Consider the following 12,887-nt stretch of genomic DNA (forward strand, 5'->3'; position numbering starts at 1 on the left):
CGCCGGGAAGCTTTATCAAGCCCGACTCTTTTAATCTTTCAAGGAGCAAAGAATGCTTATTCTAACTCGTCGAGTTGGTGAAACCCTCATGATCGGTGATGAGGTGACTGTAACGGTACTGGGCGTCAAAGGTAACCAGGTCCGCATTGGTGTTAACGCACCAAAAGAAGTGTCTGTGCATCGCGAAGAGATTTATCAGCGCATCCAGGCCGAAAAAACGCAACAAACCAACGTTTGACAGATTCAGCGTCTCGCACCTGTGCGAGACGCTACCCTTTGTTCCCACAGTCTCGCTTTTTCTTTTTCCTCGTTATCTACCCTTTTTGTTAACTTCATCATCTTTGATTGTTGATTATTCACTCTTTTTGCGGTCATTTTGTCCCAATTGCCTGTCATTTGTGCAAACGGAAAAAACCTTCCGAAAAATTGTTTGACTTATAAGTGCGGGAAAGTAATATGTGCGCCACGCAGTGCCGATGAGCAGAAACAAGTTCAGAAGCGCAGTTCGGAAGAACGCGTAAGGTGAGGTGGCCGAGAGGCTGAAGGCGCTCCCCTGCTAAGGGAGTATACGGTCAAAAGCTGTATCGAGGGTTCGAATCCCTCCCTCACCGCCATTTCCGATGCATCCGTAGCTCAGCTGGATAGAGTACTCGGCTACGAACCGAGCGGTCGGAGGTTCGAATCCTCCCGGATGCACCATATCGTTGAATATGGATATGTTGATGTCAGGCGAAGCGCCGCAGAAAACATTGTCGGAACAGAGTTGTAAAGTGAATTAGCAATTCCTTCATGGTGAGTCGTTAGCACCCTGCGTTGTACAAGAATTTCATAATGCATCCGTAGCTCAGCTGGATAGAGTACTCGGCTACGAACCGAGCGGTCGGAGGTTCGAATCCTCCCGGATGCACCATATTTTTCGGTATGGACGTGTATTCCTGGTCTGTAAGACATAGTCGATTTGTCAGGCAGAGCCAGGGAGGATAACGTTGCTTCAGCAACGGCCCGAAGGGCGAGGCGTCAGCCGAATAATCCTCCCGGATGCACCATTCTTCGTATTATCCCCAGGTTGATTTCTGCCAGTCCATAAAAGATTACCTATGCATCCGTAGCTCAGCTGGATAGAGTACTCGGCTACGAACCGAGCGGTCGGAGGTTCGAATCCTCCCGGATGCACCATATTTTTCGGTATGGACGTGTATTCCTGGTCTGTAAGACATAGTCGATTTGTCAGGCAGAGCCAGGGAGGATAACGTTGCTTCAGCAACGGCCCGAAGGGCGAGGCGTCAGCCGAGTCATCCTCCCGGATGCACCATTCTTCGTATTACCCTCAGGTTGATTTCTGCCAGTCCATAAAAGCTTTCCTGTGCATCCGTAGCTCAGCTGGATAGAGTACTCGGCTACGAACCGAGCGGTCGGAGGTTCGAATCCTCCCGGATGCACCATATTTTTCGGTATGGACGTGTATTCCTGGTCTGTAAGACATAGTCGATTTGTCAGGCAGAGCCAGGGAGGATAACGTTGCTTCAGCAACGGCCCGAAGGGCGAGGCGTCAGCCGAGTCACTGTCTTGCGAATCTTCTGGCCGAAATCCCCCGCATATGACCTGTGAAGCCATCGTGTTATCAGGCGCAGGACAACACTGTTCGTTCTCTCTGTTTACTCAGACGATCTGAGAACGCCTCACCTGAATGCCCTCAAACCACACCTGTGTCGCGCAAGCTTCGGTTTATGCGGCCTGAACGCGTTCGGGCTTTAAGGCGTGAGCGTAGTCGCGATCTTGTGCCAGAATCACATTGATTGTGGTGATACATTTTCTGCTGAACATTGTTAATCCTTGATAACATTCCTGGCATAGCGCTTACCTTGTGCATCGCTGCTAAAATCACAGGGAATTCGCGACCTTACAGGCTTTCCAACCCGATCACCTTTATCTGAAAACTAAAATAGCTAATGCTTTCAAAGCATTTGCTGTTCATCCCGCCTGGCGACAACCTACGCACATTCAGCTAAAGTAATGGCTCATTTGTTGGAGGTCCTCAGTGACAATCTACGATCAATACGACGCCCTGATTTTCGATATGGACGGTACTATTCTTGATACTGAACCGACACATCGAAAAGCGTGGCGTCAGGTGCTGTCACGCTATGGCCTGGCGTTCGATGAAGCGCGCGTAACGGCGTTCAACGGTGCGCCCTCATGGCAACTGGCGAAGTTCATTATTGAAACCAATAATTCAGATCGCGATCCTTATTTGCTCGCCGCTGAAAAAACGGCAGCGGTAAAAGCGATGCTGCTGGATAACGTGCAGCCGCTTCCGCTCATGGAGGTCGTCAAGGCGTACTATGGCCGCCGCCCTTTGGCTGTGGGTACAGGTAGTGAGCACGCTATGGCTGATGCGCTGCTCAGCCAGTTGGGTGTCAGAGATCTCTTTTCTGCTGTGGTGGGGGCCGACGACGTGCAGCGTCACAAGCCTGAGCCCGATACCTTTCTACGCTGTGCTGCGCTGATGGGCATCGCGCCAGAGCGCTGTGTGGTGTTCGAAGACGCTGATTTTGGCGTGCAGGCAGCGAAGGCCGCAGGAATGGCCGTGGTTGATGTTCGCCTGCTGTGAGCGAAACACTGGCTTATGTGTCTTTATTGAGTAGCAGCTTTCTCAGTGCGACGTTACTTCCGGGTAGCTCAGAGGCGCTGTTAGTTGCACTACTGATCGCGAAAAGCGCATCAGTTTATGGGTTGATTTTAGTCGCATCGTTAGGGAATACCCTGGGTGGCTTGACCAACATAATTTTGGGTCGCTTATTGCCGTTAAAACGTCAGGGGCGATGGCATGAGACAGCGATGACGTGGTTGCAACGGCTGGGGCCGGCAGCACTGTTGTTAAGTTGGCTACCGGTTGTAGGCGATCTGCTCTGCGTTCTTGCAGGTTGGTTACGCTTTGGCTGGTTGCCCTCGATACTGTTTCTGGCTATCGGTAAAACGCTGCGTTATATCGTTATTGCGACCGCCACATTACAGGGCATGGAATGGTGGCATTGATTCGTACTGATTCGGGGCTAGGGTTAACACTATGCTGAACAAAAATAAATTATTCACACAGCGGGAGGTTAATGTGATCCCCGACGTATCAAAAGCGTTATCCTGGCTGGAAGCGCATCCTGATGCACTTAAAGGCATTGGCCGTGGCATTGAACGTGAAACGCTGCGAGTGCAGCCAGATGGTCATCTTGCGACGACCGCGCATCCAGATTCACTGGGGTCGGCGCTTAAGCATGACTGGATCACCACCGACTTTGCTGAAACGCTGCTGGAGTTTATTACCCCGGTTGATCACAGCATCGATCACATGCTGGCGTTTTTGCGTGACGTTCATCGTCATGTTGCCCGCGAACTCGGTGAAGAGCGCATGTGGCCTTTCAGCATGCCTTGCCTGATTGAAGATGCGGATAAAATTACGCTGGCACAATACGGCAAATCCAATATCGGTCGTATGAAAACCCTTTACCGTCAGGGATTAAAGAACCGCTATGGTGCGTTGATGCAAACCATCTCCGGTATCCACTACAATTTCTCGCTGCCGTTGTCCTTCTGGCAGGCCTGGGCGGACGTAAAAGATTATGAAAGCGGTAAAGAAACCATTTCTGCCGGTTATCTGCGGCTGATCCGCAACTACTATCGTTTTGGCTGGATCATCCCTTATCTGTTTGGCGCATCGCCTGCAATTTGTTCCAGTTTCCTGCAGGGCGGCGAGAGCGCACTGCCGTTTGACACCGATAATAAAGGTACGCTCTGGCTCCCCTATGCCACTTCGCTGCGTCTGAGTGACCTGGGCTATACCAATAAGTCGCAGAGCTCGCTGGGTATTACCTTTAACTCTCTTGAGGGTTATGTCAGCGCCTTGAAAAAAGCGATTAAAACGCCTTCTGAAGACTTCGTGAAGATGGGCACGCGGGATGCAGACGGAAACTGGTTGCAGCTGAACACCAACGTCCTGCAGATTGAGAATGAGCTCTATGCGCCGATTCGTCCCAAGCGCGTTACCCGATCCGGTGAAGCGCCTTCCGATGCCCTGCAACGTGGCGGCATCGAGTACATCGAAGTGCGCTCAATGGACATTAACCCTTTCTCGCCCATCGGGGTGGATGAAAACCAGGTGCGGTTCCTGGATCTGTTCCTGATTTGGTGCACGCTGGCAGATGCGCCAGAGATGAGTTCTGATGAATTGCAGTGCAGTCGGCAGAACTGGAATCGCGTGGTGCTGGAAGGGCGCAAACCCGATCTGAAAATTGCAGTCGGCTGCGGTGAAGCAGAGTATTCACTGGTCGAGGTCGGCAAGACACTGTTTGCTGATTTGCGCCGCGTTGCGGAAGCGCTGGACAGCAATCAAGGCACAACAGAATATCAGCAAGTCTGTGACGAACTGGTAGCATCCTTCGACGATCCTGAGCTAACCTATTCGGCGCGTATTCTTAAAGCCATGAAAGAAAGCGGCGTGACGGGAACGGGCATCGCTCTGGCAGAGCAGTATCAGCAGTTGCTGGTTAACGAGCAACTGGAAGTGCTCAAGCCGGAAGACTTTGCGCGTCAGGCACAGGCGTCCGTTGCCGCGCAGCAGCAGCTTGAAGCGAATGATACGTTAGATTTTGAAACCTATCTGGCTGGCCGGGAAGGGTAGAAAAGAAAAAGGCCACATCAATGTGGCCAAATTAACATCTCTGTTGTCAGGGATGGATGATAACAAATGCGCGTCTTTCATATATTCAGACGCTGGACGATCGGAAAAGTTTCATCGTTCTCAAAAAATTTTTCAGACCAAGAGGTGACGTATGCCATTACTGGATAGTTTTACTGTTGATCACACCATCATGGCCGCGCCCGCAGTGCGTGTAGCAAAAACCATGAAGACTCCCCATGGCGATACGATTACTGTTTTTGACCTGCGTTTTTGTCGCCCCAATATCGACATTCTGACTGAACGTGGGATCCACACGCTTGAGCATTTGTTTGCGGGCTTTATGCGTAACCATCTCAACGGTAACGGCGTAGAGATTGTTGATATTTCACCTATGGGTTGCCGCACAGGCTTCTACATGAGCCTGATTGGTACACCAGACGAGCAACGTGTGGCACAAGCCTGGAAAGGCGCGATGGAAGACGTGCTGAAGGTGAAAGATCAGAACCAGATTCCAGAGCTCAACGAATATCAGTGTGGCAGCTATAAACTGCATTCTCTGGATGAAGCTCAGCAAATTGCCCGCAACGTGCTGGCGCAGGAGATCGGTGTTAACCACAATGACGATCTGAAACTGCCTGCCGAAAAACTGAAAGAGCTGCACATCTAGTCAGTTAGGTTAGTCCGGACAGTAAAACGCCGCACATGAGCGGCGTTTTTTTATAACAGCGCCTGCATGACGACGGCGGGCTTTTCAAAAACCTGCGGGTCAGGCGAAAAAAACCGCCTTGCAATGAACTGCACCCAAAAAGTTGGACACCCAACTGAGTAAGGTGCAGTTTTTTATGAGCATCAGGATCCTACGGATTGCTTGAGCGGTGTCTGTGGTGTGATGCGAACCTGCTTAATCATATTGTCCTGCACATCCAGAATATCAACATCATAGTGATTCACCTGAACGCGCGTGTTCACTGTTGGAATCTCTTCCAGTGCTTCCAGTAACATACCGTTGATGGTACGCGCTTCCTGCTCAGGCAGTTGCCAGTTGAAGGCTTTATTGATCTCACGAATATTCGCGCTACCTTCAATCAGCACGGAGCCATCATTTTGCGGCATCACTTCTTCAGCCAGCGACGGAGACATTGAGGTCGTGAAATCACCCACAATCTCCTCCAGAATGTCCTCTATCGAAATCAGGCCTTTGATATCGCCGTACTCATCCACGACCAGACCGGTCTTTTTCTTGTTGCGCTGAAATTTCACCAACTGAACGTTGAGCGGCGTGCCTTCGGGAATGTAGTAGATCTCATCGGCGGCACGCAGCAGCATTTCTTTCGTAAACTCTTTTTTCTCGGTCATCATGCGCCAGGCTTCGCGCACCCGCAGCATCCCCACACAATCATCCAGCGAATCACGGAACAGGACAATGCGGCCGTGCGGTGAATGGCTTAACTGACGGATGACTGATTTCCAGTCATCGTTGATGTTAATACCAACAATCTCGTTACGCGGCACCATAATGTCGTCCACACTGACCTTTTCAAGGTCCAGTACAGATAACAACATATCCTGATTGCGGCGCGACATGTGCGTACGCGATTCGTAAACGATGGTACGCAACTCTTCTTTACTGAGCGCTGAACTGATCGCACCATCCGCCCGGATGCCCACCAGTCGCATCAGCAGTCGGGTAATGGTGTTAAGCAACCACACCAGGGGCAGCATGATGTATTGCAGCGGACCGAGCAGAAAGCTACTGGGGTAAGCGACTTTTTCTGGATAAAGTGCAGCAACCGTTTTGGGCAGCACTTCTGCAAACACCAGTACAACAAATGTCAGGATACCGGTCGCGATCGCGACACCGGCATCGCCATACAAACGCATCCCTACAATAGTACCAATGGCGGACGCCAGAATATTGACCAGGTTATTACCGATAAGGACCAGGCTGATGAGGCGATCCGGGCGCTTTAACAATTTTTCGACGCGGCGGGCTGCGCGATGGCCATGTTTAGCCTGATGGCGCAGTTTATAACGATTGAGCGTCATCATGCCGGTTTCAGAGCCTGAAAAATAGGCTGAAACCAACACCATAATGATGAGTGTGACAATCAACGTCGTGGTCGAAACATGTTCCACCGCAAAACTTCCTTTTATTAAGAACTGTGAATGAGCAGGTGTTGCAGTACGCGACTGCCAAAGTACGCCATCGTGAGCAGCGCTGCGCCGCCGCAGTTAAACCACACTACGCGGCGACCGCGCCAGCCTTCATGATAGTGGCCCCAGAGCAGAACGATGTAGACAAACCAGGCAATAATCGACAGCACGGCCTTATCTACGTTTTCGGCGCTGAACAGGTCATGCATATAAAACAGGCCGGTACACAGCACCAGCGTCAGTAACACAACGCCAACCTGGGTGATGTGAAACATTTTACGTTCAATGGTCAGCAGCGGTGGCATGTCCTGAGTGAAAGCCAGTTTTTTGTTCTTAAGCTGGTAATCAATCCACGCAAGCTGCAACGCGTACAACGCCGCGATGATGAGCGTTGCATAGGCAAACAGCGACAGCCCGATATGAATCATAATGCCGGGCGTGGTTTCAAGGTGCGTAATAAACGCATTCGGGACAAAAGTGGCAAAGGCCAGGTTAATTAATGCAAAGCTGTAAACAATCGGCAGCAGTAGCCAGCCACGATTTCGGGAGGCAACAATGGTCATGATTGCACAAATCAGCAGGCTGACCAGAGAGCCGATATTCAACAGGCTAAGATTTTGCCCGCCATCAACGGCAAAGATACGCTGCTGCAGGGCGACAGCGTGCGTGACTAACGCCACACAGGCCGACAGCACAGCTAACCTGCGCCAGCCGCTTTGACGCTTCAACAGGCTGGGGATGATGAGTGCAAGACTCAGGGAGTAGGCGAACAGCGCCACAATCGAGAAAACGGACATAGTTCCTTTCAGGCATCAGTCAGATAAAGGAAAAGGGCAGTATAGCGCCAGCCGCAGCAGGCTCCAAACGATCTGAGGTGGAATTGAAGAGGAACTGAGGTGGAAGTGAAGAGATCGCCTCGGCTTCGTGTTATAATCCGCCGCATTCTGCCGGTATGGTGCCTCGCGATTTTTTTTAAGTGAGAGACAATGTTTGACAATTTAACCGATCGTTTGTCGCAAACTCTGCGCAATATCAGCGGCCGCGGAAGGCTGACTGAAGACAACATTAAAGATACGCTGCGCGAAGTGCGCATGGCGCTGCTGGAAGCTGACGTTGCGCTGCCGGTGGTGCGTGACTTCATTAATCGCGTCAAAGAGAGCGCGGTAGGCCACGACGTCAACAAAAGCCTGACGCCGGGCCAGGAATTTATCAAAATTGTCCGTAACGAACTGGTTACGGCGATGGGCGCAGAAAACAACGCGCTGGATCTTGCCGCACAGCCGCCGGCCGTTGTGCTGATGGCCGGTCTGCAGGGTGCGGGTAAAACCACCAGTGTCGGTAAGCTGGGTAAATTTCTGCGTGAAAAGCACAAGAAAAAAGTGCTGGTGGTATCTGCTGACGTTTATCGCCCGGCGGCGATCAAACAGCTTGAGACACTGGCACAGCAGGTCGGTGTGGATTTTTGCCCCTCGGATCTGAGCCAGAAGCCTGTTGATATCGTCAACAACGCGCTGCGTGAAGCCAAACTCAAGTTTTATGACGTATTACTGGTCGATACCGCGGGTCGTCTGCACGTAGACGAAGCGATGATGGACGAGATTAAACAGGTTCACGCCGCAATTAATCCGGTAGAAACCCTGTTTGTCGTGGATGCCATGACCGGTCAGGATGCGGCGAATACCGCCAAAGCCTTTAATGAAGCGCTGCCGCTGACAGGGGTTATTCTGACGAAGGTGGATGGCGATGCACGTGGTGGTGCTGCCCTGTCTATTCGCCATATCACCGGCAAGCCGATCAAATTTATGGGGATGGGCGAGAAGACCGATGCGCTGGAAGCTTTTTATCCTGACCGCATTGCCTCGCGTATTCTTGGCATGGGCGACGTGCTGTCGCTTATTGAAGATATCGAAAGTAAAGTTGACCGCGCGCAAGCGGAAAAACTGGCGAAGAAACTGAAAACCGGCGACGGTTTTGATCTCAATGACTTCCTTGAGCAGTTAAAGCAGATGCGTAACATGGGCGGTATGGCGAGCCTGATGGGCAAGCTGCCGGGCATGGGGCAACTGCCAGACAACGTGAAATCGCAGATGGATGACAAAGTGCTGGTGCGCATGGAAGCCATCATCAATTCGATGACACGCAAAGAGCGTGAAAAACCAGAAATTATCAAAGGTTCGCGCAAGCGCCGCATCGCTACCGGCTCGGGCATGCAGGTGCAGGACGTTAACCGCTTATTAAAGCAGTTCGACGACATGCAGCGGATGATGAAGAAAATGAAGAAGGGCGGAATGGCGAAAATGATGCGCGGCATGAAAGGTATGATGCCGCCAGGTTTCCCAGGACGCTAAGGGGTTCCACAAAAAAGCCTGGGATTACTCGGTTTAGGTTGCTTTTTGCGCCAAAATGAGTAAAATTTTCGGGCTTTTTATACAGCACCCGGACCCCGTTCCTCGATGGGGGCCGGGTGTTTTATTAACTGAAGAGGATGTTATGGTAACAATTCGTTTGGCACGTCACGGCGCTAAAAAGCGTCCGTTCTATCAGGTCGTCGTCACTGACAGCCGCAATGCACGCAACGGTCGCTTCATCGAGCGCGTAGGTTTCTTCAACCCGATCGCATCTGGTCAGGCAGAAGGTCTGCGTCTGGATCTGGATCGTATCGAGCACTGGGTTGGCCAGGGCGCAACGCTTTCTGATCGCGTTAACGCGCTGATCAAAGAAGCAAAGAAAGCAGCTTAATCTGTCACGGTGGTGAGCATGAGCAGACAACTTGCCGCACAGGCACCTGTTAACCCGATTGTTTTGGGGAAAATGGGTGCGGCATACGGCATTCGCGGCTGGCTCAAAGTGTTTTCCTCCACTGAAGACGCTGAAAGCATCTTTGACTACCAACCCTGGTTTATCCAGCGCGCCGGTAAATGGCAGCAGGTGGAACTGGATGGTTGGAAGCACCACAATCAGGACCTGATCATCAAAGTCAAAGGCATTGACGATCGGGATGCGGCGGCACAGTTGACCAATTGCGAAATTCAGGTCGACTCGACGCAGCTGCCTGCGCTGGATAACGGTGAGTACTACTGGAAAGACCTGATGGGTTGCAAGGTAGTCAACGTTGAAGGCTACGAACTGGGTAAAGTCGTCGATATGATGGAAACCGGTTCGAACGACGTTCTCGTCGTGAAGGCAAACCTGAAAGATGCGTTTGGTGTACAGGAGCGGTTAATTCCGTTTCTTGATGAACAGGTTATCAAGAAAGTCGATCTCTCTACTGGCCTTATTGAAGTAGATTGGGATCCTGGTTTTTGATCTCCGAATCAAACGGTAACGTAACGGCGAAGACAATGTGGATTGGTGTAATTAGCCTGTTTCCAGAAATGTTTCGCGCTATTACCGATTACGGGGTAACTGGCCGGGCAGTAAAAAATGGCCTGCTCAGCGTTCAAAGCTGGAGTCCACGTGACTTTACGCACGACCGGCACCGTACTGTGGACGATCGTCCTTATGGTGGCGGACCGGGAATGCTGATGATGGTACAACCTTTACGGGATGCCATCTCCGCAGCGAAAGCAGCGGCGGGAGAGGGTGCCAGGGTGATATATCTTTCACCTCAGGGCCGCAAACTTGACCAACAGGGCGTTTGCGAACTGGCATCACGAGACAAGCTCATCCTTGTCTGTGGTCGCTATGAAGGGATTGATGAGCGCGTAATCCAGACCGAAATTGATGAAGAATGGTCAATCGGTGATTACGTTCTCAGCGGCGGGGAACTGCCAGCAATGACGATGATTGACGCGGTTGCCCGGTTCATTCCGGGAGTACTCGGCAAACAGGCGTCAGCCGATGAGGATTCGTTCTCTGACGGATTGCTGGATTGTCCGCACTATACCCGACCTGAAGTGTTAGAAGGGATGGACGTTCCGCCAGTTTTGCTGTCGGGCAACCATGCCGATATTCGCCAGTGGCGCCTGAAACAGTCGCTAGGCCGTACCTGGCTAAGAAGACCTGAACTTCTGGAAAACCTGGCTCTGACTGAAGAGCAAGCAAGGTTGCTTAAGGCGTTCCAACAGGAACACCAGCAACAAAACGATGATGCGGGAGAGTGATCTTCCCTGACTATCAGTTTACCCAGGATAAGAGATTTAATTATGAGCAACATTATTAAGCAAATTGAACAAGAGCAGATGAAACAGGACGTACCTTCCTTCCGTCCGGGTGATACCGTGGAAGTGAAAGTATGGGTCGTTGAAGGTTCTAAAAAACGTCTGCAGGCATTCGAGGGCGTGGTTATCGCTATTCGTAACCGCGGTCTGCACTCTGCATTCACTGTTCGCAAAATTTCTAACGGCGAAGGCGTTGAGCGTGTCTTCCAGACTCACTCTCCGGTAATTGACAGCATCGCTGTTAAACGTCGTGGCGCTGTGCGTAAAGCCAAACTGTACTACCTGCGTGAGCGTACTGGTAAGTCTGCTCGTATCAAAGAGCGTCTTAACTAAGGTATCGCTAACGCGACATCTAAAAGTTAATAGCAAACAAGGGGTTGGCAATGTGCCAGCCCCTTTTTTATGCCAGTGCCTACAAAATGCCTACGCCGAATGTTTGCCGTCATCTGCAGGCAAAGTGTGCCAGACCAAAGCGCTGTCTCACATAAAGGAAAACCTGTCGGAACAGAACAGGTATCTTTGCGATGCTGTGCATGCCAACCGCCGGGATGCTGCGTAACGCAATCTGCTCGTCATCGGACACAACCGATTATTCTCTTATTCAATCTCATTGCCCTAAGGACAGGTTTTGAAAGACGTCGTTTTTTTAGTTTCCGGCTTTATATTTTCGCTCGCCTCATTCTATTCAGCCCGATATGCACTGGAAGGCAACAAGCATAAGTGGCTTTGCCGCTGCCTGACCGCAGTCTGGGTAAGCATGGGATTCGTGTTGTTTCCCCTTTTTCTTGCGCTGGGGTTGTATGGTCCGGCCCTTATCTTTGTGGCGGCTAACGTGATCCTTGTTTGGGCAGGCCGCGAACACAAAAAGGAACTGGCACGTAAGAACAAAACGTCCACGGCGGTGACGGCGCATGTGCCCCTGGTCGAGGTTGATATGCCCTGGCTGAGTCTAAAAGAGATCGGGTTCAGCTATTTTGACTACGAGGGTAAGGTGGCTTACCGGCGCGTGGATGTGGAGTCCTGCGATGGGATGTTTATCAAAGGCTATTGTCATTTCCACAGAGAGATGCGCGCATTCGAACTGGTACGGATCGAATCCGGCATTATCATTCTGCGTAATACCGGGAAAACCATAGACGTTAACAGCTGGCTTGTCGCTTATGTTGAGGCCTACGACCGCTGAGTACAATCTCATGCCTTTTCATGAGGGGCGCTGGAAATGATAGATCGCCGCGTTGACCGGCCCGCTGTCTAAAACAATTAAACCATAACGGTAATCGATAAAGCGCCCGCCACTCTTTTCCGCTACACGTCTGCTGGCGAAGTTATTCTCAACCGCCAGCAGTTCTATTGTCTGTACATCCGGGCGCGCAAAGCCAAATTCCAGTAACAGCTTTACCGCTTGCGTGGCAACACCCTGACATTGCGCGTCACTGCGAACCCAGTACCCCAAAGCGCAAAACTCTCCCGGTTTTTTAGCAAAGCGAAAGCCTGCACCACCTAACAGGCGGTTCTGGGCATCCACGATGGCAAATTCTTCTGCTTCTTTAAGTGCGCGTTGTAAGTGTGTAAAGCGAATCCAGCTTTCGGCTTCATCCGGCTGATAATCCGGATGCGCCCAACTCATCCAGGGCAATAACGTATCCAAAGAGTCATTAACGGCTACGGTGAAGGCCTCAATATCGCTTAGATCAAAAGGACGCAGGCGAATGGCTGCGGTGGTCTGGGTCATGTTTTCGTCCTTGTCAGTTAACGTATCAATATTAACAGGGGGATTTCGGTGGTGGAACAGATGCTATGTATATTTATGTTTACATAATGACAGCCTGACTGATTGTGTTTTTATTTTTTTAATTCATTGATATTAAATATATTTTATTGATATTTTCAGGTGTTTTATT

14 protein-coding genes and 5 tRNA genes are annotated in these 12,887 nt (G+C 51.0%); 16 read left to right on the forward strand and 3 right to left on the reverse strand.

Annotation, left to right across the window (positions count from 1 at the left end; genetic code table 11):
• Positions 1-52 precede the first annotated feature (52 nt).
• The 10 genes from csrA to luxS all read left to right on the forward strand — a co-directional run bounded on the left by csrA (position 53) and on the right by luxS (position 5,339).
• On the forward strand, positions 53-238 hold the full coding sequence (gene csrA / locus NXS97_RS17985; protein ID WP_006120718.1) for a carbon storage regulator CsrA: 186 nt from the start codon (positions 53-55) through the stop codon (positions 236-238).
• Positions 239-521: 283 nt separating this feature from the next.
• Positions 522-614 (forward strand) — tRNA-Ser (locus NXS97_RS17990).
• 8 nt (positions 615-622) lie between these two features.
• A tRNA-Arg gene (locus NXS97_RS17995) sits at positions 623-699 on the forward strand.
• Between the two features lie 134 nt (positions 700-833).
• Positions 834-910 (forward strand) — tRNA-Arg (locus NXS97_RS18000).
• Between the two features lie 189 nt (positions 911-1,099).
• Positions 1,100-1,176, forward strand: a tRNA-Arg gene (locus NXS97_RS18005).
• A 189-nt stretch (positions 1,177-1,365) separates the two neighbouring features.
• A tRNA-Arg gene (locus NXS97_RS18010) sits at positions 1,366-1,442 on the forward strand.
• Positions 1,443-2,044: 602 nt separating this feature from the next.
• Entirely contained in the window at positions 2,045-2,611 is a 567-nt protein-coding gene (gene yqaB / locus NXS97_RS18015; RefSeq protein WP_024471530.1) for a fructose-1-phosphate/6-phosphogluconate phosphatase, read from the forward strand.
• The gene (locus tag NXS97_RS18020; protein ID WP_013026901.1) at positions 2,608-3,036 is read left to right on the forward strand and encodes a YqaA family protein; all 429 of its coding nucleotides are present in this window, start codon (positions 2,608-2,610) and stop codon (positions 3,034-3,036) included. Before yqaB ends, NXS97_RS18020 begins: the two co-directional genes overlap by 4 nt.
• A 31-nt stretch (positions 3,037-3,067) precedes the next feature.
• Positions 3,068-4,672 carry a glutamate--cysteine ligase gene (gshA, locus tag NXS97_RS18025; protein ID WP_013026900.1) on the forward strand — a complete coding sequence of 535 codons (1,605 nt, stop codon included), beginning with the start codon at positions 3,068-3,070 and terminating at the stop codon, positions 4,670-4,672.
• Positions 4,673-4,823: 151 nt separating this feature from the next.
• Positions 4,824-5,339, forward strand: coding sequence for an S-ribosylhomocysteine lyase (gene luxS / locus NXS97_RS18030; RefSeq protein WP_013026899.1), 516 nt, complete (start codon positions 4,824-4,826; stop codon positions 5,337-5,339).
• A 182-nt stretch (positions 5,340-5,521) separates the two neighbouring features.
• On the opposite strand, the gene NXS97_RS18035 is transcribed toward luxS, so the two are convergent.
• Both NXS97_RS18035 and NXS97_RS18040 read right to left on the reverse strand, forming a co-directional pair.
• Positions 5,522-6,808: an HlyC/CorC family transporter gene (locus tag NXS97_RS18035; protein WP_013026898.1), complete on the reverse strand. Its 1,287-nt coding sequence runs from the start codon at positions 6,806-6,808 to the stop codon at positions 5,522-5,524.
• A gap of 17 nt (positions 6,809-6,825) precedes the next feature.
• Positions 6,826-7,623, reverse strand: coding sequence for an inner membrane protein YpjD (locus NXS97_RS18040; protein WP_259232604.1), 798 nt, complete (start codon positions 7,621-7,623; stop codon positions 6,826-6,828).
• Positions 7,624-7,812: 189 nt separating this feature from the next.
• Between NXS97_RS18040 and ffh the strand changes: the two genes are divergently transcribed.
• The 6 genes from ffh (at position 7,813) to NXS97_RS18070 (ending at position 12,169) form a co-directional block, all read left to right on the forward strand.
• Complete coding sequence (gene ffh / locus NXS97_RS18045) at positions 7,813-9,174, forward strand: signal recognition particle protein (protein WP_013026896.1); 1,362 nt, start codon at positions 7,813-7,815, stop codon at positions 9,172-9,174.
• A gap of 142 nt (positions 9,175-9,316) precedes the next feature.
• Positions 9,317-9,565, forward strand: a complete 249-nt coding sequence (gene rpsP / locus NXS97_RS18050; protein WP_007893313.1) for a 30S ribosomal protein S16 — start codon at positions 9,317-9,319, stop codon at positions 9,563-9,565.
• Positions 9,566-9,583: 18 nt separating this feature from the next.
• Positions 9,584-10,132 carry a ribosome maturation factor RimM gene (rimM, locus tag NXS97_RS18055; RefSeq protein WP_014594416.1) on the forward strand — a complete coding sequence of 183 codons (549 nt, stop codon included), beginning with the start codon at positions 9,584-9,586 and terminating at the stop codon, positions 10,130-10,132.
• Positions 10,133-10,167: 35 nt separating this feature from the next.
• On the forward strand, positions 10,168-10,929 hold the full coding sequence (gene trmD, locus NXS97_RS18060) for a tRNA (guanosine(37)-N1)-methyltransferase TrmD (RefSeq protein ID WP_014594415.1): 762 nt from the start codon (positions 10,168-10,170) through the stop codon (positions 10,927-10,929).
• A gap of 42 nt (positions 10,930-10,971) precedes the next feature.
• Positions 10,972-11,319, forward strand: a complete 348-nt coding sequence (gene rplS, locus NXS97_RS18065) for a 50S ribosomal protein L19 (protein ID WP_013026892.1) — start codon at positions 10,972-10,974, stop codon at positions 11,317-11,319.
• 295 nt (positions 11,320-11,614) lie between these two features.
• The gene (locus NXS97_RS18070) at positions 11,615-12,169 is read left to right on the forward strand and encodes a hypothetical protein (protein WP_019104712.1); all 555 of its coding nucleotides are present in this window, start codon (positions 11,615-11,617) and stop codon (positions 12,167-12,169) included.
• Between the two features lie 18 nt (positions 12,170-12,187).
• On the opposite strand, the gene NXS97_RS18075 is transcribed toward NXS97_RS18070, so the two are convergent.
• Positions 12,188-12,718 carry a GNAT family N-acetyltransferase gene (locus tag NXS97_RS18075; RefSeq protein WP_014594414.1) on the reverse strand — a complete coding sequence of 177 codons (531 nt, stop codon included), beginning with the start codon at positions 12,716-12,718 and terminating at the stop codon, positions 12,188-12,190.
• Positions 12,719-12,887: the final 169 nt, after the last annotated feature.

Source organism: Pantoea sp. B623, from assembly GCF_024814475.1.
Taxonomy (GTDB): domain Bacteria; phylum Pseudomonadota; class Gammaproteobacteria; order Enterobacterales; family Enterobacteriaceae; genus Pantoea; species Pantoea ananatis.